This window comes from Streptosporangium sp. NPDC051023, from assembly GCF_040689595.1.
Lineage (GTDB): Bacteria > Actinomycetota > Actinomycetes > Streptosporangiales > Streptosporangiaceae > Streptosporangium.
On the sequence record NZ_JBFBCE010000078.1, the window covers coordinates 12,750 to 33,248 of the forward strand.

Genomic DNA, 20,499 nt, shown 5'->3' on the forward strand with positions numbered 1-20,499 from the left:
CAGCATGGCGAGCAGCAGCGGGTGCTCGATGATGCTCTCCCCGCCTTCCCTACGACGGCGGGCGAGCGCGGCCAGCAGCAACGGGTGCTCGAAGATCCCGCCCTCCTCGCCCCCTTCCCTGCGGCGACGCATGAGCATGGCGAGCAGCAGCGGGTGCTCGATGATGCCGCCCTCCTCGCCCTCCTCCCGACGGCGCGCCAGCGCCGCCAGCAGCAACGGGTGCTCGATCCCGCTCTCCTCGCTCTCTTCCTGACGAGCCGCGAGCGCGGCGAGCAGGAGCGCCTCGAAAGCCCGCCCCTCGCCGTCGTGCTCGCGCTCGGCTGTTCCGGTGGGTGCGGTGCGCTCCGCGGTCGTCGTCATAGGAATTCCCTTTCGGCTTTGGTGGTGCGCACACCTTTTTCGTGAGACAAACGCTCCGTACCCGCACCCATCTGACCCCATTCGCCGAACAGCGAATGCCACCCTTTTCCAAACCAATGCTTTGCCGTATCCATTGGCTCCTCTCGCATCCACACGGCAAACACAAAGACGAGTCAAAAGCCATTCAGGATAAGATTCGTCGAAATCGGGCCGAGACGACAGGAGAGCCGTCGTTCAACGACTATGGACACCGAGTCGAGTTCGTCGCGCCGCCACGTCGGCGACATTTGCAGATCATGACCGGGACCTGTGCCCACGGTGGTGCTCACCGGATACGCGCCTGGCATGGGACCAGAACGGTACGGCGGCGCCCCCTCTCCCGAATCGGACGCACCGCCAAAGAAGATGAGCATGGCCGACATCCGGCAAATCCAGAAATCGCCAGGGATCCAAGGAAAACCGAGGGGAAAATCATCTCGATGATTCCACATCGGACGCCAGCCGTACGGTTCTCAAGGGAACTCGCGAGGCGTCTTATTCCCCTCGTTTCCGGGCCGGACCGACCTGAAGGGCCACCCGGGTTCCCATCACCAGAAAAGCCGAACTTTCCCTAACAAATCCGGGCAGAAACTCTCTTTTCCATCAGACTCATCCGAAAATCGGCTTTCGACAACCTTGCCCGGCCCGAACCGCCGTACTCACCCCGGAAAACCGGTTGCGTCCAGAAGTAACGTGATCGGTGTGGACAGCTTCGGCGATGAGCAGGTGGAGTCGTTCGTGCGTGACGGCTTCGTGAAGGTGACGATCGGTCCGCGCGAGCAGGGCGAGGCGGCGCAGGCGTTGCTGTGGCGGCAGATCGGCCTGTCGCCGGACGAGCCGGAGGGCTGGCACGAGCCGGTGGTGTGGGCCGCGGACATGACCGGGCACGGACCGTTCGGCGAGCTGCTCAGATCACCCGCGTTGGCGGCCGGGCTGGACGCATTGTGCGGGAAGGGCGGCTGGCAGCCGCGCGGCGCGGCGGGCAACATCCCGATCCGGTTCCCACGACGGCCACCGGCCGACGACCGCGGCTGGCACCTGGATCTCAACCTGCCTCGGCCCGACGGCAGCTGGGGGGTGACCACCCGCTCGCACACCCTCCTGATGCTGTTGTTGTTCTCCGAGGTCGGCGAGCTGGACGCGCCGACGCGAATCAGGGCGGGGTCGCAGCGCGACAGCCTCGGGGCGCTGGGCGAGAAGGTGTACGACCACGTGAGCGCGGGCGCGGTGGTGGACAAGGCGAGCGAGAACCGTCCTGTGGCGCTGGCGACCGGATCCCCCGGGGACGCCTACCTGGTGCATCCGCTGACCGTGCACGCCGCGCAGGAGCACCTGGGCGAGCGGCCCAGATTCATGGCGCAGATGCCGTTCTTCCTGACGGCACCCCTGGACCCGGCGGCGGACACCCCGCTGGGCAGGGCGCTCCGCCAGGACCTGGGGAGAGCCTGAGGAAGAGGCGGCGGTCAGGTGAGGAGTGAGGAGCAGAGGCGGGGGACGGCCTGGCCGATCGGGTCGTGGATCACCTCGTCGGCCAGATGGTCGTAGGGCGTCGGCTCGCCGTTGACCACGACCAGCCGGGCACCCGCCTCGGCCGCGATCAGCACCAGGGACGCGGCGGGCTGCACCTGCAGCGAGGTGCCGACGGCGACGAACACCTCACACCCCTCCGCCGCCTCGACCGCCCTGCCGAGGGTGACCGGGTCGAGGGACTGCCCGAACATCACGGTCGTGGTCTTCAGGATGCCGCCGCACACGTGGCAGGCGGGGTCGTCCTCACCCGCGAGGATCCGCTCGATCGCCTCGCGCGTCGTCGAGCCCGCGCCACACGAGGTGCACACCGCGCCGAACATGTTGCCGTGCAGCTCCAGCACCCGCTCCGGCGGTGATCCGGCGCGCTGGTGCAGGCCGTCGATGTTCTGGGTGACGATCCAGGCGTCGGGCAGCGCGGCCAGCGCGCGGTGCGCCGCGTTCGGCTCGGCGTCCCAGGCGGGATTGTCGCGGCGCAGCAGCCACGAGCGGCGCCTGATCTCAGGATCGGCCATGTAGTAGTCGTAGGTGACGAGCTTCTCGTGCCCGGGGTCTTCGCGCCACAGGCCGTTCGGGCCGCGGTAGTCCGGGATCCCGGAATCGGTGGAGATCCCCGCCCCCGTCAGTACGGTCACCGTCATCGTCCAATGGTAGCCAGCCGCCGGGAGGGCCCCGAGAAGGAGACCGTCCCCGGCTGCGTCCCCTGGCGTCCCCTGGCGTCCCCTGCCGTCCCCTGGCGTCCCCTGGGCACCCTCGGGTACGGCAAGCTGACGGGGTGAGCAAACTGGAGCGGCGGATCGTCGAGGCGGCGGAGGCCGCGCTCGCCCAGCGCAGGTTCGTCACCGCGATCGACGTGCTGACCGGGGTGCGCTGGTTGCACGCCAGGAATGTGGACACCTGGCGGCAGGGCAGGGCCGCCACGCTGGAGGAGCTGGCCGCGGTCGACGGCGCCAAGATGGCCGAGGCGGTGGCCGTCCTCAGGCGCTGGGCGCTGGCCAAGGGGCTCACACAGGGCGAGAGCGCCTACGTGTCCGGCGGCCGGGATCGGGAGGAACTGCGCTTCCTCGTCTCGGGGGACGATGCCGCCTTCCGGGTCCACTGGGTGTCGCCGGACATGAGCGAGGCCAGGCGGCGGCAGCTCGCCGAGCGGCAGAGCAAGGCTCCCGACCTGGTCGCGGTCGAGCCGCAGAAGGCGTGGAAATGCGCGGGCTGCGGCGAGACCGGACCTTATCTGATCATGGAGAACGCCGAGCCGTACTGTCTGACCTGCACGGACATGGACCATCTCGTCTTCCTGCCCGCCGGAGACGCGGCGCTGAGCCGCAGGGCGAAGAAGGAGAGCGGGCTGGCCGCCCTTGTGGTCAGGTTCAACACGCGGCGCAAGCGCTACGAGCGCCTCGGCATCCTGGTCGAGGAGGCCGCCCTGGCGCTGGCCGAGGAGCGGTGCCTGGCCGACGAGGAGGTACGGCTGCGCCGCCGCGAGCGCGACCGGGAACGGCGAGCCGGGGAGGATGTGGAGTTCCAGGCGAGGATGGCCGGGGAGATCGCCAGACTGTTCCCCGGTTGCCCGCCGGAGCGGGCCGAGGAGATCGCCAGGCACGCCGGGCAGCGGGGTAGCGGCCGGGTCGGCCGTACCGCCGCCGCCAAGGTGTTCGACGAGAACGCGATCTCCCTTGCCGTGGTCGCCTCCGTGCGGCACCTGGACACCGACTACGACCGGCTGCTGATGTCCGGGGTGCCCAGGGCAGAGGCCAGGGAGCGGATCAGAACGACCATCGACCGGGTGCTCGGCGGATGGCGGGCGAAAAATGTCGGTGCCGCCGAGCACAATGGGCGCCGTGGAGAGCTGGCGTGAGGTCAGGCAGGCGATGCGCGAGTTCGCGCTTGGCCTGCCAGAGGCGTACGAGGACCACCCGTGGGGTGAGAGCGTCGTCAAGGTCAATAAGAAGATCTTCGTCTTCCTCGGGATCGAGGAGCCGACGGAGAAGTGGAGTCCGCAGGTCGGGGTCAAGCTGCCGCGGTCGAACGGCCACGCGCTGGCCGTCGAGGGCGTCAGACCCTCGGGATACGGGCTCGGCAAGGCGGGATGGGTGACGATCCCGCTGACGGGCGCATTGCCGGAGACCGAGGTGCTCCTCGACTGGGTCGAGGAGAGCTACCGGGCCGTGGCACCCAAGAGGCTCGTCACCGAGCTGGACACCGCGCCCCCCGGAGCCTCGGCGAGGTGAGAGCCCTCTCCGGCCATCCATCGGGCGCGGGCCAGGTGAAACCGCCTCCCCGGGTCAGTTGTCGATACCAGCGCCTCCCGAGCTGCCCGGCATCCTGTTGTCGTCGAGGCTGTCGTCGAGGCCCCCGCCGCCACCGCCATGCCGGGGATGACATTTGTGCCCGGGCCGGCAGGGCTGCGGAGCGGTCAAAGCGGGCGCGGCCACAGTGGCGGCACCGGCGAGCTGGGCCGGCATCGTCACGGGCACGATGAGAGCGGAGGCTCCCAGTGCCCCGGCCACGAGAGCGTTCCTGACTTTGATCATGACATGGCTCCATGGTGAATCAGTTGCGCCCCGGGCGACGCCCGGGCTGACGAAACGCCACATCGTTCTCGGATACGGCGCCGGCCCAACTGGAACCGGAATTCCACGCTAGTCAGCGGGAAGTTCGACGGTCACCTAGAGAAAAACAAAGCCTTGAGCAGGCCAGATTACCCTTTGGTCACACATCGTGATGAATGACACACGTTAAGTTATCGAGCATCACGCCTCCCCGCGAAAACCCTTTCTCCCACCGAAGAGCACCACTCCTCGGATTGCAATGTCCCGGCAGGTCGTCACGGCGCGAGCGCCCCTCCTCGCGACCGACGGCCCGGCGGACGGCGACGCCGGAAACCCGTCACCCCCGCGAGCCACACACGCCCCACCCGAGCCACGCCGCACATCACCCCGCGGTCATCCCGGGCACCTCCGGACCATGGCCACGGACGAACGGCACCCCTACGACGGATACACCTTTCACCGGCACTTTCCCTTTTTGGGGGACTCCGCGGCGGCGTGGCATCACGGGATGACCCTCGACGACTGTAAGCATCCTGATTGTCACGTTGAGTCACTCAACGAACGGGCATGGGCCGTATTTCGGCCAGCGAGTTGTCGCGGCCACGGGCCGCGTTCCGAAAGGAACGGTATCTCTATGTTCACGCCCAATCCCCGAGCGGATGCCACCGTCACACCCGACGGGCCGAGACGGCGCACGTCGCCGAAGCGCCTGGCGACGCTGGCCCTGACGGGATCCGTCACTCTGGCCCTCGGCGCCACCGTGTGTTCGGCGGCCATCGCGTCTCCGGCTCTGGGAAACCTGCCTTTCGCGACCGCCGGCCCGACTCCCACTCCCAGTCCCACTCGTACCCTCCCCACACTGGCCGAGGAGGCCAGGCGGAGGTGCTCGCCGAGGAACTTCTTCAGGTTCGGCCACTTCGTCCCGAGGAACTTCTTCATTCCCCGCACCCGCTTCATCGACGGCCCCGGCGGCACGATGACGGCGACGGTCAGGCGTCAGCGCCGCGTGTACTTCGAGCTGGAGATCGAAAGGGAGAAGGGCAGCGAGATCAACACCCCGATCAACAAGGACGCCCTGATCCGCAGGCTGCGGAACAACATCAACCCGCTGCTCGCCGAGGAGCACGTCGTCGAGGCCGGGCACGATTACGTCCAGGCGATCACCCCGGGCAAGTACGGCAACCTGTGGTACCGCGTCTTCGGTTACCGGGTGGGCTTCTCCGCCTGGCGGCAGCTGACCGACTGCACCATACACCGGGTCGCCTCCGGCATCGCCAACGTCCCCGGCAGGGTTGAGGGCTGGCGGTACTGGGAGACCGACCACCCGATGTTCAGGGGGCACAAGCTCTCGGAGAAGTAACCCCCGCCGGCTGTGACCGCACATCCGGCGGCCCGGACCCGGGCCGCCGGTCGCCGGACCCCGACGCGAGCCGGGGTCACGGCTGCAGGGCCCCGCGAAGACGGCCGGGAGCGGCTCACCCGACCCCGGCGGCGTCCCGGATCGGGCAGGCCGGTCCCCTCGGGATCGGCGGAGGTCAGGACATCGCGGGGGTCGGGAAACGGAACCCGGGCCCGAGGAACCGGGCGGCGTTGTCGCCGAGCAGCTTCGCGCGGGCGGTTTCCGAGAGGAACCCCGCCCCTCTGATCAGCGAGCCGACCGGTGTCTCGCCCAGCGGGTAGGGGAAGTCCGAGCCGAGCATGACCCGGTCCTCCCCCATCGTGTCCACCAGCAGCCGCAGCGCCCGCTCGTCGAAGACCACCGAGTCGACGCTGAACCGTTCCAGGTAGGCCGACGGCGGCCGCTCGGAGGTCCCGACCACGTCGTTACGGCGGTGCCAGGCGTTCTCGAAGCGACCGAGCCAGAAGGCGAACGAGCCGCCGCCGTGCGCGAAGCAGATCCGCAGGCTGTCGGGGACCCGGTCGAAGACGCCGCCCAGGATCAGGGCGAGCACCGACAGGTGGGTCTCCGCGGGCATGCCGACCAGCCACTGGGCCATCCAGCGCTGCAGCCTGGGGCCGCCCGCCATGTCCCACGGATGGACGAAGACGGGCGCGCCGACGGCCGCGCAGTGCTGGAGGAACTGGACGATCCCCTCGTCGTCGAGGTCGCGGTCGCCGACGTGGTTGCCGATCTCGACGCCCGCGTGCCCCGAGGCCAGGCACCGGTCCAGCTCCGCGCAGGCCAGGTCGGGGTCCTGGAGCGGAACCTGGCAGAACGGCACGAGCCGCTCGGATGCGCAGATCTCCAGCGCCAGGTCGTTGAAGACCTTCGCGACCCCGGCCGCCTGCTCCGCGGGACGCTCGTAGGAGAAGAACACCGGCGTCGGCGAGACGACCTGGACGTCCACCCCCTCGGCGTCCATCCGTTCCAGGCGTACCGCCGGGTTCCAGCAGTCGTCCTGGATCGCGCGGAACTCGCGGTCGCCGAGCAGGATCATGGCCTCCCGCTCGGAGTCGACCCGCAGCCGGGGCGCCCGCGGCCAGCCAAGGTCGGGCCAGCCCTTCGGGACGTGGTGGGTGTGCGCGTCGATGATCAACGGTTATCCCTTGCCCAGGTGCAGGGCGCCGCAGTTGTCGCAGGTACGGGCCTTCTCGTCGTCGTAGAAGGCCTGGAAGATCGGCGGCAGGTCGGCCACGATGTCGCGGACCTGGAGCTCGACCTCGTGAACGATCGCGTTGCACTCCTGGCAGTACCAGCGGAACTTCTCCAGCACCCCCTCGGGCCTGATCCGCTCGACCAGGAAGCCGACCGAGCCCTCCTCGGGACGCTGCGGCGAGTGCGGCAGGTTCGGCGGGAGCAGCCACATCTGGCCCTCGCGCACGTGCACGGTCTCCGGCCCGTCCTCGGTCATGACATTGATGTGCATGTTGCCGCGGACCTGGTAGAACAGCTCCTCGTACGGGTCGACGTGGAAGTCGGTCCGCGCGTTCGGACCGCCGACGACCATGACGATGAGGTCGTTCGAGTCCTCGAAGATCACCTTGTTGCCCACCGGGGGCTTGAGCAGGTGGGCGTGCTCGTCGATCCACTTGGTGAAGTCGATGGGGGGAATCACTGGCTCTCCTCCTGTGCACGGGCCGCCTTGTGGGCGACCGCCTGGATCTCGATGAGCAGGTGCGGGTGAGGTAGCTGGTGGACGGCGACGGTCGTCCTGGTCGGGCCCGTTTCGTCGAAGTACTCCGCGTAGACCGCGTTGTAGCCGCCGAAGTCGTTCATGTTCACCAGGTAGGCGGTGATCTGGACGAGATCGGTGAGGTCGGCTCCCATCGCCCCGAGGATGTCGCGGATGTTCTCGATCACGGCCCTGGTCTGCTCGGCGATGTCGAGCCTGACCGTGCCGAACTCGTCGGCCTCGGCCCCCGCGATCGTGTTGTCCGGCCTGCGGGAGCTGGTCCCGGACACGTAGATGAGGTCGCCCGCCCGCTTGACGTGCGGGAATCTTCCGCGCGGCGTGGCCTTGCCGCTCACGACCATGCCCTCGGTCATGGTGCCTCCCCCGCGATGAACGAGACCGAGCCCAGGTGCTGGACCTCGACCTTGACGTGGACGCCCGCGGGGAGCGGCTCCGCGGGGGTCGCGGCGCCCGCGAGCAGGATCCAGCCCGGCTCCAGGACCGTCCCCACCTGTACGGCCAGCCGCGCGGCCTCGACCACGGCCCTGCGCGGGTCGCCCAGGATGGCACCGGTCGACCCTGCCTGGACGGGACGGCCGTCGATCTCCAGGAGGACGCCGAGGTTCCACCGGGCCGGGTCGTACGGCTGCCACGGACCGACCACGTATCCGGCGGCCGAGGTGTTGTCGGCGATCACGTCCGGCAGTGAGAACCGGAAGTTCTCGTAGCGGGAGTCGATGATCTCGATGCCGGGCGCGACCGCGGCGACGGCTCCCGGGGCGAGGGCGTCGGCGACGGTGGCGATGCGCCTGCCGATCAGGTAGACGACCTCCGGCTCGATCCGCGGATGAATGTATCCCGATATATCGGCGTACGAACCGTCGAGGACCGCCGACGACTCCGGCACCCTGCCGAAGATCACGTCATGCACGCCCATCTGGCGGCGCTTGCCCTCGCTGGTGAAGCCCAGCTTCACCCCCGCCAGGCGGTCGCCCTGCTCAAGGCGGAGCCGCAGCAGCTCCTCCTGAACCCGGTAGGCGGTCGCCACGTCGTAGTCCTGCTCGGGCTGCGGCACCGCGCGGGCCGTACGGGCGGCCTCGTCGAGCACCGCCGCGAGCTTGTGGATGTCGGTCACGCGTTCCCCTCCGCACGCGCCAGGTCCGGCGCGCCTGCCTCCGCACGCGCCAGGTCGAGCGCGATGTCCACGATCATGTCCTCCTGGCCGCCGACCATCCCTCGCCTGCCGACCTCGGTCAGGATGGTCCGGGTGTCGATCCCGTAGCGCGCCGAGGCCGCCTCCGCGTGGCGCAGGAAGCTGGAGTAGACCCCGGCGTAGCCGAGGGTGAGCGTCTCCCTGTCCACCCGCACCGGGCGGTCCTGCAGCGGCCTGACCAGGTCGTCCGCGGCGTCCATCAGGGCGTTCAGGTCACAGCCGTGCTTCCAGCCCATCAGGTCGGCCACCGCGACGAACACCTCGATCGGGCAGTTGCCCGCGCCCGCGCCCATCCCGGCGAGGGAGGCGTCGACCCTGAAGGTACCGTTCTCGACCGCGACGACCGAGTTGGCCACGCCGAGTCCCAGGTTGTGGTGGGCGTGGATGCCGATCTCGGTCGCCTCGTCGAGCACGGAACGGTAGGCCCTGACCCGCTCCCTGACGCCGTCCATGGTCAGCCGCCCGCCGGAGTCGGTCACGTAGACGCAGTGCGCGCCGTAGGACTCCATGAGCTTGGCCTGCCTGGCCAGCTCGTCGGCCGGGGCCATGTGGGACATCATCAGGAACCCGGCCACGTCCATGCCCAGCTCCCTCGCGGTGGCGATGTGCTGGGCGGAGATGTCGGCCTCGGTGCAGTGGGTGGCGACCCTGACCGAGGTCACCCCGAGCGCGTGAGCGCGCTTGAGGTCGTGGATGGTGCCGATCCCGGGCAGCAGCAGGGTCGTCAGCTTCGCCTGCCGTACGGCTCCCGCGACCGCCTCGATCCACTCGTCGTCGGTGTGCGCGCCCGCGCCGTAGTTGAAGCTGCCCCCGGCGAGGCCGTCACCGTGGGCGATCTCGATGGCCGCGACGCCCGCGGCGTCGAGCGCGGCGGCGATCTCGGCGGCCTGGGCCGTGGTGTAGCGGTGCCGGATGGCGTGCATGCCGTCCCGCAGCGTCACGTCCTGGACGTAGAGCCTCACGCGTTCACCTCCGCGAGCCGCTCGGCGGTGCGCAGCGCGGCCGAGGTCATGATGTCCAGGTTCCCCGCGTACGCGGGCAGGTAGTGGGCGGCGCCCTCGACCTCAAGGAAGACGGTCACCTTGACGCCTCCGGTGCGTTCCCCGTCCGGCAGCGGCTCGCCCGCCGGGATCCGCTCGAACTGCACGTCCTGCTTGAGCCGGTACCCCGGCACGTAGTCGCGGACCCGCTCGACCATCTCCCGTACGGCCTGCGCGACCTCCGCCTCGTCACAGTCGTCGACGAGGCAGTAGACCGTGTCACGCATGATCAGCGGCGGCTCCGCCGGATTCAGCACGATGATCGCCTTGCCGACGGCCGCGCCGCCGACCTCCTCGATCGCCCGCGAGGTCGTCTCGGTGAACTCGTCGATGTTGGCGCGGGTGCCGGGTCCCGCGGACCTGGAGGCGATCGAGGCGACGATCTCGGCGTACCTGACGGGGACCTTCGAGGCCACCGCCGCCACGATCGGGATCGTCGCCTGCCCACCGCAGGTGACCATGTTGAGGTTCGGCCTGTCGAGGTGGGCGTCCAGGTTCACCGGGGGCACCACGTACGGCCCGACGGCGGCCGGGGTCAGGTCGATGACCCGCTTGCCGTGCTCGCGCAGCACCCGGTCGTTGTGCAGGTGCGCCTTCGCCGAGGTGGCGTCCAGGACGATGTCGACGTCGGCGAAGCCGGGCAGCGCGACCAGGCCCTCGACGCCCTCGTGGGTCGTGGCGACCCCGCGCCGCCTGGCGCGGGCCAGGCCGTCGGAGTCGGGGTCGATGCCCGCCATGGCGACGACCTCGACCCGCTTCGACAGCAGGGCCTTGAACATCAGGTCGGTGCCGATGTTCCCCGATCCGATGATCGCGATCTTCATCGGCCGCTCTCCATTCCCGATCATGCGAACACCGCCCGCACCGAGCCGACGCCGTCGAAGTGCGCCTCGAACACGTCACCGGACTCGACGGGAACCACCGGCCCGAGCGCCCCCGTCAGCACGACGTCCCCGGCCAGCAGCGGGAAGTCCTTGCCGCCCATCGCGTTGGCCAGCCAGACGGCGGCGTTGAGCGGGTGCCCGAGGCAGGCGGCGCCGACACCGGTCGAGACCTCCTGGCCTCCCTTGGTCATGGTCATCCCGGCCAGCCGCAGGTCGAGGCCGCGCAGGTCGACCGGAGTGTTGCCGAGAACGAACGCCCCGCTTGAGGCGTTGTCCGCGATGGTGTCGACGAGCGTGATGTCCCATCCGGCCACCCGGCTGTCCACGATCTCGATCGCGGGCAGCACGAAGTCGACCGCCCTGATGACGTCCGCGACCGTGAAGGGCCCTCCGACCAGGTCGGACTTGAGGACCAGCGCGATCTCCGCCTCAGCCCTCGGCTGCAGGAGCCGCTCCGTGGGAACGGGCAGGCCGTCGGGGTAGGCCATGTCGGCGAAGAGCATGCCGAAGTCGGGCTGGTCGACGCCGAGCTGGCGCTGAACCGCCTGGGAGGTCAGGCCGATCTTCCGCCCGACCAGCCGCCGCCCCTCGTGCAGCGCCCGCCTGGTGTTGATCTCCTGTACGGCGTAGCCGACCTCCGCGGTTCTGGCGGGCAGCGTCTGCCGCACCGGCGGGCACGGCTTGCCGATGCGCGCCGCCTCGAGCAGCTGGTCGGCCGCCTCGACGAGCACGTCGGTCGCCTCGCTCCACTCAGTCATGTTCCGGCTCCAGCTTGATCGTGATCGTGGTGGGTTCCGAGTAGAAGTCGAGGGAGTCGGTGCCGCCCTCCCTGCCGATGCCCGACAGTTTCACCCCGCCGAACGGGGTGCGCAGGTCCCTGAGGTACCAGGTGTTGACCCAGACCAGGCCCGCCTCCAGCGACTGGGCGACCCGGTGCGCCCTGCTGAGCCGTGAGGTCCACACCGTCGCCGCCAGGCCGTACTCGCTGTCGTTGGCCAGCTCGACGGCCTCGGCCTCGGTGTCGAACGGGGTGACATGACAGACCGGGCCGAAGATCTCCTCCCGGTTCACCCTTGAGGTCCGCGGCAGGCCGGTCAGCACGGTCGGCTCGACGTAGTATCCCCCGTCCCGATCGTCGCCGAAGCGCGGCACACCGCCACCCGCCCTGAACTCGGCACCCTCATCCTCGGCGAGCCGGTAGTAGGACAGCACCTTGTCCCGGTGCTCGGCGGAGATCATGGGCATCATCGTGGTGTCCTCGTCCTCGGGACGCCCGAACCGCAGCTCCCCGGCCCGCTTGGCCAGCCGCGTGACGAACTCCTCGAAGATGGGCCGTTCGACGTAGAGCCGCTCGGTGCACAGGCAGACCTGGCCGCCGTTGGTGAAGACCGAGCGCACGCTCCCCTCGACGGCCGCGTCCAGGTCGGCGTCGGCGAAGACCAGCCCGGCGTTCTTTCCGCCCAGCTCGAACGAGACCGGCTTGACCCGGTCGGCGACACTCTTCATGATCGTCGACCCGGTACGGCTCTCGCCGGTGAAAGTGACCGCGTCGACTCCCGGGTGCTCGACCAGGAACTGGCCGGTCGAGCCGCCGCCGAAACCGTGCACGACGTTCAGGACGCCAGGTGGCAGACCGATCTCGGCGGCGATGTCCGCCAGCACGGCGACCGAGCCGGGCGTGTGCTCCGAGGGCTTGACCACGATCGTGTTGCCCGCGACGAGCGACGGGCCGATCTTCCAGGTCGCCAGCAGGAACGGCAGGTTCCACGGCACGATCACCGCGACCACGCCGAGCGGCTTGCGCACGGTGTAGCTCAGCACGTCCTTCAGGTGGAACGCGTCATCGGGGCGCTGGGCGGCGATCTCGGCGAAGGACCGGAAGTTGGCCGCCCCGCGCGGGATGTCCAGCGTGCGGGTCTGCGTGATCGACTTGCCGGTGTCCGCGATCTCCGCGGCCACCAGCTCCTCGAACCGCTCCTCGATCGCGTCGGCGAGACGGCGCATCCACCCGGCCCGTTCCGCGACCGGCAGCCCCGCCCAGCCCGGCAGAGCCTCGCGGGCGGCGGCGACCGCCCGGTCGACGATGGCCCGGTCCGCCTCGTGGACCAGGCGGACCGGCCTGCCGGTCACAGGATCATGCGTCGCGAACGTCGCGCCCTCGGCGACCTGTACCCCACCGATGAAGTGGGTCACCTGGTCAGACAAGACTTCTCCTCAAGGAAGGACCACTCCGGGTCACTATGTACGGGTATAGAGCCGAGAGTCGTCGATGGGCAACAATGTGTTCCGTGAAACGGAACCCCGACCGCCTCTCGGTGCTGGAGAAGTCCTGGCTCGTGCTGGACTCGTTCCGTCCGACGGGAGGCCCGCTGCGGCTCACCGAGGTCGCGGAGCGCTGTCACCTGCCCAAGACCACCGCCTTCCGGCTGCTCACCGAGCTGACCGAGATCGGCGCGGTCACCCGCCGCGAGAACGGCTACTATCTCGGCCGCCGCCTGTTCGAGCTCGGTAGCATCGTGCCCCTCGAACGCGACCTGAGACATGCCGCACTCCCCTTCATGCACGATCTCTACGAGGCCACCCACGAAACCGTGCACCTGGGCGTGCGCGACGGCCTCGACGTGGTCTACGTCGAGAAGATCCGCGGCCAGGAGGCGTTCGCCCTGCCCTCACGCGTCGGCGGCCGTCTCCCGCTGACCTGCACCGGGATCGGCAAGGCGCTGCTGGCCTACTCGGGTCCCGACCTCATCGAGGAGGTCCTCGGCCGCCCCCTGCGCCGCCTGACCCCCCACTCGATCGTGGACCCGCAGCGCCTGGAGGAGACGATCGGCCAGATCCAGGCGGCGGGCCTGGCCTACGAGCGCGAGGAGGCCCAGCTCGGCGGCGCCTGCATCGCGGCCCCCGTGTTCGGCGACGGCATGGCGGTCGCGGCCCTCTCCGTGTCCGTCCCCCTGGCCCGCTTCCAGCCGACCCGCCTGGCCCCCGCCGTCAAGGCCGCCGCCCTCGGCATCTCCCGCGCCCTCGCCCGAGGCATCTGACGAGGAGGCCCGAAAAGTGTGATCCTCCGGAGGATGGGGAGAGCCCACGGAGCCGCCGTGACCGTGGAAGGCCGGAGCCGCTCTTCGTGTCGGGGGCGTGCAACTCTCCTCTGTCGACGGGTATGCGGTTCACTGGTCGTCGAACCGGCCAGTCCGGTCATCCCGGCCAGCTCGCAGGAGGATCCATGGAAACTCGCACCGAGAAGGTAACCGTCGCGGACGGCTCGTTCGACCTGCATCTCTGGCTGCCGGACAGCGGCAGCGGCCCGGTCGTCCTGGTGATCCAGGAGATCTACGGCGTCGGGCCGTACATCAGGCAGGTCGCCGAGGAGCTGGCCGGGCTGGGATACGTGGTCGGCGCGCCGGATCTCTTCTGGCGGATCCAGCCCGGCTGGGTCTCCGACCACAGCGAGGCGGGAACGGCGGAGTCACTGAAGGTCAGCGCGCGCTTCGACGTCCCCCATGGGGTCGCCGACTCGGCCATGGCGCTCGCCCGGCTGCGCGCGCTTCCCGAGGCGGACGGCGGCGCCGGGGTGATCGGGTTCTGCCTGGGCGGCTCGATCGCCTACCTGCTGGCGGCCACCGTCGAGACGGACGCGGTGCTGTCGTTCTACGGCTCGGCCGTACCGGGGGCGACGGGGGTGCTGGAGAAGATCACCTGCCCGTTGCTGCTCGTCTTCGGCGGCTCCGATCCCTACATCCCCCGCGAGCGGGTCGCCCAGGTCGAGCGGGCCGCGGCGGGCAGGCCGAACGTGGAGGTGCACGTCGAGGAGCGGGCCGGGCACGCGTTCCTCAACCACGAGGCCCCGCAGTTCCACAACCCCGAGGCCGCGCCCGCCGTCTGGAAGATGGCCCTGGACTTCCTCGGACGCCACGTCCGCTGAGCCGCCCGGAGCGGGACCACAGGCGTGGAGAACAGGACGGCCGCCTTAAGGGACTTCGGAAGGCTCAGGGGCTTCGGAAGGCTCAGGCGACCCTTGCCTGAAGGTCACCTTCCCGTACCCTGGAGACACCCCTCAGCGGCCCCGGCCCCGGCATCATTGCCCCATGCAACAGGTGTGGCACTTATGGGGAAATATCATCATCGCGAGTGCTTTGGCGATCCCGCTCGCCCTCCTCGCCGCCCGCCTTCTCGCCCGGCGCCGCGCCCGTGACGGCCACCCCTCCCCCGCACGTACGGCCGCCGCCGACGTCGCCATGGTGGCCGGGACCACCCCCTGGATCTGGATGATCCTCACCCCGAGGACGGGCCTGAGCGGGGTCAGCCTGGTCCCGTTCAGAGACCTCGCCGACCTGTTCCATGGGCCTGCCGTCACGGTGTTCGTGCAGGTCGGAGGCAATCTTCTGGTCTTCGCCTCGCTCGGCGCCCTGCTCCCGGTCCGCTCGGCGCGCTTCGCCTCGCTCGCCAGGGTCGCGGGGGTCGCAGCGGGGGCGTCGTGCGCCGTCGAACTCCTGCAGTACGGCCTGCGTCTGGGCAGGGTGAGCTCCATCGACGACGTACTGGTCAACACGGCGGGCGCCGTACTGGCCGCGGCCGTCACACGGAGGTGGTGGGCCCCGCCAATAGCGGCCGGGACCGTTCCACGGTAACGGACCGGGTAAACCCCCGTCGCTCGTCACACGGGCACGATCCGCTCAAAAGAAGCACGGGACCATCCTTTGCATCTGTGCGATCGTGGACAAGACGGGGCAAGTTCTCTGGAGACGCCAAACCCGGTTGGTGACAGAGGGTGATAAAACGTGCAGCAATCCCCGGTTCCTCCCGAGCCCCCGATCTACCGGCGCATCGCCGACGGGCTTCGCGAAGCGATCCTGTCCGGTGACCTCAGAGACGGGGACCGGCTTCCGGGCGAGAACGCCCTCATGGCCGAGTACGGCATAGCCCGTGCGACGGCCAGACAGGCTCTGTCCGTACTCATCAACGAAGGACTGGCCGTGCCCAAGCGCGGCTCGGGAGTCTACGTGCGGCTGTTCCGGCCGATCAGGCGGCACGGCTCGCGGAGGCTCTCCCAGCGGCAGTGGGGGCAGGGACAGGCGATCTGGGACTCGGACACCGCGGGGCGCCCCTACGCCGTTGACGAGGTGAACATCGACAGGGAGGTCGCGGAGGAGGAGGTTGCGCGGGTCTTGGGCTGCACCGAGGTGTGGGTGCGGCGCAGACGGTACTCGGTTGACGGCAGGCCCGTCCAGCTGTCCGTCTCCCACTTCCCCGCCGACCTGGTCGAGGGCACCCCGATCACGCGGGAGGACACCGGGCACGGAGGCGTCTACGCGCGCCTGGGCGACCTCGGCCAGGCGCCCGCGCACTTCACCGAGGAGGTTCGAGCCCGCATGCCCCATCCGCACGAGACCGTCCAGCTCGACCTGCCCGCGGGCACCCCGGTCATCGTGATCGGCCGTGTCGCCTACACCGCGGCCGGCGCCGCGGTCGAGGTCAACGAGATGATCCTGGACGCCGCTTCCTATGTACTTCAGTACGACTTCGACTCATAGATCAAGCTCTGTCGTCAAGCGATAGGTTGACCTGTCTCCTACGATCATTGATTTCTCTAGAGAAGTGCATCACCTTCGAAAGGTGGAACGTCGCGAGGGCCTGGGCGCGGGGAAGGTGCATGGATGTCATTCGACCGGCATCTGGCGGAAATCGCCCGGGAGTTTCCCGAGTGGACGATCTGGCGGAGCGATGCGGGCAGGTGGTGGGCTACCCGCCACCACCCGCTGACCTCCGCCCAGCGTGACCTCGGCTGCGCGATGACCATCGACGCGGACGACCCAGAAAAGCTGCGCGAGCAGCTACGCGATCAGCAGGACCTCTCCGACGAATCAGACGGAGAGGATTCCTGAAAAACTGCCCGGCGCCCGGTTCAGCGGACCTCGCGGCCCCGGCGCCGGGCCCCCAATCGCGGAAGCCTCCGACCCTATCGGGGGCGGGGGCTTCCGCTTGACATCAGAGGTCACACGCCTGTGGCGTGGGACACAGCGCGCGGCCGGACCCGGTCCCGCGCACCCGCGCACACCCCCCGGTCCCGCGCACCCGGTCACCCGCGCGCCCAGTCACCCGCGCACACGCCACTCGGCTACTTGCGGGACGCGTACTCGTCGTTCTCCTTGCCCGCCCGGCCCGCGTTCGCGTCGGTCTCGTCGAAGCCCTGGGCACGGCGCCCACCGCCGAAGACACCGTCATGCTCCTCGTCCTCGTCCACGATCACGCGAACAGCCTCGACGTCGAGCAGGGCCTCGGCCCTGGACGCGCCCTGGCCCTCGCTCCCGGGCGCAAAGTCCGTCCTGGGGGTGAAGAAGTCATCCCCGGAGAAACCGCCGTCAGGATCGGCCTCGGAGACGAAGTCCACCTCGGCCTCGGCCGCCGGGAGGGCGGCCTGGACCGGAGCGGGGGGAAGCACAGAGGCCTCGTCGATCAGCGGCCCCGCCGAACCCTCTCGCTGGATCAGGTCACCGAGGACCGCGCCCATCTCGTTGAGACGGCGCATCACCTCGTGATGGGTGTCGGTGAGGTAGGAGACCCTGCGTCCCGTCGTCTCGTCCAGAATCGTGGCGCGCTGCTGAGCCGATGTCAGCGTGGCGTGGGCCTCGGCGTTCGCCGAGGTCACGGTCGACTCGGCCTCGGCGCGAGCGCTGTTCAGCGTGGACTCGGCCTCGGCGCGGGCGCTCTCGATCGTCCGCTCCGACTCGTTCCTGGCGGAGGTGAGCATCCGGTCCGACTCGGCGCGGGCCGCGCGCAGGGTCTCGTCCGACTCGGCGCGGGCCGCGTTGATGGTCTCCTCCGCGTCCCCTCCGGCCTGGGCGAGCATCTGCTCGGACGCGTGCGTGGCCTCGGCGACCCGGCGCTCCGCCTCCTGCTGCGCGGCGTTCAATATGCCCTCGCCACGCTCCTGCGCGGAGGTGACCAGCCGCTCGGCCTCGGCCGCCGCGTCGTCGCGGAGCTTGTTGGCCTCGGCGTCGGCGACCTGCCTCTTCGAGGCGGCTTCCTCCTCGCCCAGCTTCAGGATCTGGCTGAGCCGCTCGCCGAGCTCGTCGTAGTCTTGCGGGGCGTCGGAAAGCCGCCGACGAGCATCCGCCAACTCCATCCGGCTCTGCTCGGCCTGGTCGATCGACCGCACGAGCCGTTCCTCCAGATCGCGGATCTGGTTGCGGGTACGGTTCATGTAGTCGTGGACCTGGCGGCGGCTGTAGCCGCGCATGACGACCTCGAACGAGTCCTCATGCATCAGATCGGGAAAGCTCTCGTGCTGGTTTGTCATGGCGCTACCCGTGGAGGTTGTGTGGCGGGAAAGGAGACGTCAGGAGACGACTTTCCTGCTTACTGCCCAAGACCGCAACCGGAACACGCCACCGGCTTGCGGAAATATCGGGCAACCTCACTCCCCGTAACATCAACCTCATGAACGCCATCCCGTACATCGCCGCCCTCGACGGCGACGCGACGCCCCTCATCCACCCCGACGCCTACGTCGCTCCCGGCGCCGTGGTCGTCGGCCGCGTACGGCTCGGCCGCGCCTCGAGCGTCTGGTACGGATCCGTCCTCCGGGGTGACGACGAGCTCATCGAGGTCGGCGAGGAATGCAACATCCAGGACCTGTGCTGCCTGCACGCCGACCCCCGCGAGCCCGCCGTGCTCGAGGACCGGGTCAGCCTCGGACACAAGGCCATGGTGCACGGCGCCCACGTGGAGACGGGCGCGCTCGTCGGCATCGGGGCGATCGTGCTCGGCAGGGCGAGGATCGGCGCGGGCTCACTGATCGCGGCGGGCGCCCTGGTCGCGCCCGGCAAGAGGATCCCGGCGGGGGTGCTCGTCGCGGGTGTCCCCGGAAAGATCGTCCGTGAGCTCACCGACGACGACCGCGCCTCGTTCGCTCGCACTCCGGACAACTACATGGACAAGGCCGCGCGGCACAGGGCCGCGACCGCCGTCACGCCCGCCTGAACACCGCCACGGCCCCTCTTGGCCTCTCCCCTCCCGTCCTCCTGCTCCTCCTGCTCCTCCTGCGGCGATCCTGGGATCGCTGACGCGCGGGGAAGCCATGGGTAACATGACCGCCGTGCGGCAGTGGGACGGGTTCGACGCCATCGAGAGAGATGTGCGCGCCATAGTCGCCGACCCCCGATGGGCGGCGCTCCCGCTGCCCGCGCGGGCCCAGACCCTCGCGCTGCGCACCCTGGCGACTCCGGACGGCGGCCGCTGGCTGTTCGGCGCGCACGCCCGGTGGTACCGCCAGGACCCGGCCGACGGTCGCTGGCACCTGACGGCCCCGCCCGCGGATCCGGGGCTGCGCGTGGCCGCGCACGTCGTGCGGGCCACCTCGATGATCATGCCACACCTGGTCCCCGGCGCTCACGACTTCTCCGTGGACCGTGGCTCCGTGCAGGGGTTCGTCGGCCCCGACGTGCCGCCCGAGATCACCGAGCGGGTCCGCGAGCTGGTCGTCTCCCAGCGCGGCAGGCGCAGGGAGGACTTTCCGCTCACCGGCGCCTTCACCGACCTCTTCGCCGGGGAGGTGCCCAGCCCCGTCGCCGCGATCTGGGGCACCCTCATGTGGTGCGCCTACGCTCCCGCATTCGATGGCAACGAGGTCCTGCTGTCGATGTTCGGCGAGTTCCTGGCCCGCCCGCTTCCCGGTGACGAGTGGGTCCGCTGGCTGCTGCCCGCCTCACTGGCCGACCTGGCCGCGCTGTACGGCGAGCGGGTCAGGGCGGGGCACCCGGAGGCGGGGCTCAGACTGGTCGCGCTGATGGCCGACACGGCGGGGGCCATCAGGTACGACCCCCGGTTCCGCCCCAGGGCCGACATCCTGCTGGCCATGGTCGAACCGGTGCTCCGCCGTACCGGGCCCGACCCCGCCGTCGCGCACCTCGGCGACGACGCGGTACGGCAGGCCTGGCTGTCACGCTGCCCGCCCCACGTGACGCTGCCGGACACCTCGCCCGGGGAGCACTTCCAGCACGTGGTCTACGACCTGGTCGAGACACTGGGGTTCCTGGTGCCCAAGGGTGCGGACCCCAGGGCGGTCGCGGCCTCGCTGCTCGCCGCCGACCTCTCGGCGTTCGGTCCCAGGACGGCGGATCCGCTCTATCCCTTGCTCGACCCCGAGCTGCGCCACATCGTCCACGTGGTGCTCTCCGACCCGTCCCACCCGCTGCGGGGGTGCTGGCCGCGTTCCGGCGAGCTGCCCCCGGCCCTCAACCCGCCGGACAGGGCGGGAGCGGCGGCCCTGCTGGGAGCCGCGTACGCCACGGGGCTTGCCTGGTGCCGTCTCACGGGCACCGCGGTGCCCGCGCGGGGATTCACGACGGCCTCCGCGGTCGTGCACCGCCTGACGCACGAGCGGGACGACCCGGCCCCGGGCTTCTCGGGAACCTTCCCCCGCCACTTCTGACAGGCCCGGCGGAATTACCCCACAGATATAGTTATTTCACTTACGTCACTCCTTTATCTCCTATACGCCTCATATATCTCATAATTTGCCGAATTGTGATCTCTAAATCGGGAAACGATCCTCATGGGGCTGCGGTGACGTGGCGAGGAATGGTCCCGATGGGCCATGGGCACGCAAGACCTCCCACCGTAACCTCGAAGTGGGTGTGGGCTGCGGAAGGAAGGACGACGCGGTGGGGCACGACGACCTGGACTCTAGGGTCCACGACCGTGTCGCGTTGGACGAGATCGCTCTCTATGCGGAGGTGCTGACCGCCGTCGCCATCAGCGAACGGCCGCTCACCT

Annotated in this window: 24 protein-coding genes; 12 read left to right on the plus strand and 12 right to left on the minus strand. The window is 69.7% G+C overall.

Going from position 1 to position 20,499, the window contains the following annotated elements; genetic code table 11:
- Positions 1-360, minus strand: a 360-nt coding sequence (locus tag AB0395_RS36640; protein ID WP_366289044.1) for a hypothetical protein, incomplete at its 3' end; no start/stop codon positions are given.
- 741 nt (positions 361-1,101) lie between these two features.
- Between AB0395_RS36640 and AB0395_RS36645 the strand changes: the two genes are divergently transcribed.
- Positions 1,102-1,848, plus strand: coding sequence for a phytanoyl-CoA dioxygenase (locus AB0395_RS36645; protein ID WP_366289046.1), 747 nt, complete (start codon positions 1,102-1,104; stop codon positions 1,846-1,848).
- Between the two features lie 14 nt (positions 1,849-1,862).
- Here the strand turns inward: AB0395_RS36645 and AB0395_RS36650 are convergent, their stop codons facing one another.
- On the minus strand, positions 1,863-2,567 hold the full coding sequence (locus AB0395_RS36650; RefSeq protein ID WP_366289050.1) for an NAD-dependent deacylase: 705 nt from the start codon (positions 2,565-2,567) through the stop codon (positions 1,863-1,865).
- 6 nt (positions 2,568-2,573) lie between these two features.
- On the opposite strand from AB0395_RS36650, the gene AB0395_RS36655 reads away from it, so the two are divergent.
- From AB0395_RS36655 to AB0395_RS36665, 3 genes are read left to right on the plus strand one after another with little or no spacing between them, the layout of a single operon-like run.
- Entirely contained in the window at positions 2,574-2,705 is a 132-nt protein-coding gene (locus AB0395_RS36655; protein WP_366289053.1) for a hypothetical protein, read from the plus strand.
- Positions 2,702-3,781 (plus strand): DUF2293 domain-containing protein, encoded by a 1,080-nt coding sequence (locus AB0395_RS36660; RefSeq protein WP_366289056.1) that lies wholly within the window; start codon positions 2,702-2,704, stop codon positions 3,779-3,781. The genes AB0395_RS36655 and AB0395_RS36660 overlap by 4 nt, the downstream gene beginning before the upstream one ends.
- Positions 3,765-4,154: an MmcQ/YjbR family DNA-binding protein gene (locus AB0395_RS36665; RefSeq protein ID WP_366289058.1), complete on the plus strand. Its 390-nt coding sequence runs from the start codon at positions 3,765-3,767 to the stop codon at positions 4,152-4,154. The genes AB0395_RS36660 and AB0395_RS36665 overlap by 17 nt, the downstream gene beginning before the upstream one ends.
- A 54-nt stretch (positions 4,155-4,208) precedes the next feature.
- Here AB0395_RS36665 and AB0395_RS36670 read toward each other — a convergent pair whose 3' ends face one another.
- Entirely contained in the window at positions 4,209-4,457 is a 249-nt protein-coding gene (locus tag AB0395_RS36670) for a hypothetical protein (protein ID WP_366289061.1), read from the minus strand.
- 652 nt (positions 4,458-5,109) lie between these two features.
- Here AB0395_RS36670 and AB0395_RS36675 point away from each other — a divergent pair.
- On the plus strand, positions 5,110-5,835 hold the full coding sequence (locus AB0395_RS36675) for a hypothetical protein (RefSeq protein ID WP_366289063.1): 726 nt from the start codon (positions 5,110-5,112) through the stop codon (positions 5,833-5,835).
- Between the two features lie 175 nt (positions 5,836-6,010).
- On the opposite strand, the gene AB0395_RS36680 is transcribed toward AB0395_RS36675, so the two are convergent.
- From AB0395_RS36680 to AB0395_RS36715, 8 genes are read right to left on the minus strand one after another with little or no spacing between them, the layout of a single operon-like run.
- Entirely contained in the window at positions 6,011-7,012 is a 1,002-nt protein-coding gene (locus AB0395_RS36680; RefSeq protein ID WP_366289066.1) for an amidohydrolase family protein, read from the minus strand.
- Between the two features lie 3 nt (positions 7,013-7,015).
- Positions 7,016-7,531, minus strand: a complete 516-nt coding sequence (locus AB0395_RS36685; RefSeq protein ID WP_366289069.1) for a 3-hydroxyanthranilate 3,4-dioxygenase — start codon at positions 7,529-7,531, stop codon at positions 7,016-7,018.
- A complete protein-coding gene (locus tag AB0395_RS36690; protein ID WP_366289072.1) occupies positions 7,528-7,962 on the minus strand; it encodes a RidA family protein in 435 nt (144 codons plus the stop codon). Before AB0395_RS36690 ends, AB0395_RS36685 begins: the two co-directional genes overlap by 4 nt.
- Positions 7,959-8,723, minus strand: coding sequence for a fumarylacetoacetate hydrolase family protein (locus AB0395_RS36695; RefSeq protein ID WP_366289075.1), 765 nt, complete (start codon positions 8,721-8,723; stop codon positions 7,959-7,961). Before AB0395_RS36695 ends, AB0395_RS36690 begins: the two co-directional genes overlap by 4 nt.
- Entirely contained in the window at positions 8,720-9,763 is a 1,044-nt protein-coding gene (gene dmpG / locus AB0395_RS36700; RefSeq protein ID WP_366289078.1) for a 4-hydroxy-2-oxovalerate aldolase, read from the minus strand. Before dmpG ends, AB0395_RS36695 begins: the two co-directional genes overlap by 4 nt.
- Positions 9,760-10,665 (minus strand): acetaldehyde dehydrogenase (acetylating), encoded by a 906-nt coding sequence (locus tag AB0395_RS36705; RefSeq protein ID WP_366289081.1) that lies wholly within the window; start codon positions 10,663-10,665, stop codon positions 9,760-9,762. The genes dmpG and AB0395_RS36705 overlap by 4 nt, the downstream gene beginning before the upstream one ends.
- Positions 10,666-10,685: 20 nt before the next feature.
- Complete coding sequence (locus tag AB0395_RS36710) at positions 10,686-11,483, minus strand: fumarylacetoacetate hydrolase family protein (RefSeq protein WP_366289084.1); 798 nt, start codon at positions 11,481-11,483, stop codon at positions 10,686-10,688.
- Complete coding sequence (locus tag AB0395_RS36715) at positions 11,476-12,930, minus strand: 2-hydroxymuconic semialdehyde dehydrogenase (protein ID WP_366289087.1); 1,455 nt, start codon at positions 12,928-12,930, stop codon at positions 11,476-11,478. Before AB0395_RS36715 ends, AB0395_RS36710 begins: the two co-directional genes overlap by 8 nt.
- Before the next feature lie 74 nt (positions 12,931-13,004).
- Between AB0395_RS36715 and AB0395_RS36720 the strand changes: the two genes are divergently transcribed.
- The 5 genes from AB0395_RS36720 to AB0395_RS36740 all read left to right on the plus strand — a co-directional run bounded on the left by AB0395_RS36720 (position 13,005) and on the right by AB0395_RS36740 (position 16,607).
- The gene (locus AB0395_RS36720) at positions 13,005-13,763 is read left to right on the plus strand and encodes an IclR family transcriptional regulator (RefSeq protein ID WP_366289089.1); all 759 of its coding nucleotides are present in this window, start codon (positions 13,005-13,007) and stop codon (positions 13,761-13,763) included.
- 185 nt (positions 13,764-13,948) lie between these two features.
- Positions 13,949-14,647 (plus strand): dienelactone hydrolase family protein, encoded by a 699-nt coding sequence (locus AB0395_RS36725; RefSeq protein ID WP_366289091.1) that lies wholly within the window; start codon positions 13,949-13,951, stop codon positions 14,645-14,647.
- A 211-nt stretch (positions 14,648-14,858) separates the two neighbouring features.
- The gene (locus AB0395_RS36730) at positions 14,859-15,353 is read left to right on the plus strand and encodes a VanZ family protein (RefSeq protein WP_366289093.1); all 495 of its coding nucleotides are present in this window, start codon (positions 14,859-14,861) and stop codon (positions 15,351-15,353) included.
- Between the two features lie 150 nt (positions 15,354-15,503).
- Positions 15,504-16,256, plus strand: coding sequence for a GntR family transcriptional regulator (locus AB0395_RS36735; RefSeq protein ID WP_366289096.1), 753 nt, complete (start codon positions 15,504-15,506; stop codon positions 16,254-16,256).
- 123 nt (positions 16,257-16,379) lie between these two features.
- Positions 16,380-16,607, plus strand: coding sequence for a hypothetical protein (locus AB0395_RS36740; protein WP_366289098.1), 228 nt, complete (start codon positions 16,380-16,382; stop codon positions 16,605-16,607).
- Between the two features lie 233 nt (positions 16,608-16,840).
- Here the strand turns inward: AB0395_RS36740 and AB0395_RS36745 are convergent, their stop codons facing one another.
- Positions 16,841-18,022 carry a hypothetical protein gene (locus AB0395_RS36745; RefSeq protein ID WP_366289100.1) on the minus strand — a complete coding sequence of 394 codons (1,182 nt, stop codon included), beginning with the start codon at positions 18,020-18,022 and terminating at the stop codon, positions 16,841-16,843.
- 140 nt (positions 18,023-18,162) lie between these two features.
- Here AB0395_RS36745 and AB0395_RS36750 point away from each other — a divergent pair, with 140 nt between their 5' ends.
- Both AB0395_RS36750 and AB0395_RS36755 read left to right on the plus strand, forming a co-directional pair.
- Positions 18,163-18,705, plus strand: coding sequence for a gamma carbonic anhydrase family protein (locus AB0395_RS36750; protein ID WP_366289103.1), 543 nt, complete (start codon positions 18,163-18,165; stop codon positions 18,703-18,705).
- A gap of 97 nt (positions 18,706-18,802) precedes the next feature.
- Positions 18,803-20,155, plus strand: coding sequence for a hypothetical protein (locus AB0395_RS36755; protein WP_366289105.1), 1,353 nt, complete (start codon positions 18,803-18,805; stop codon positions 20,153-20,155).
- The last annotated feature ends 344 nt before the right edge of the window (positions 20,156-20,499 follow it).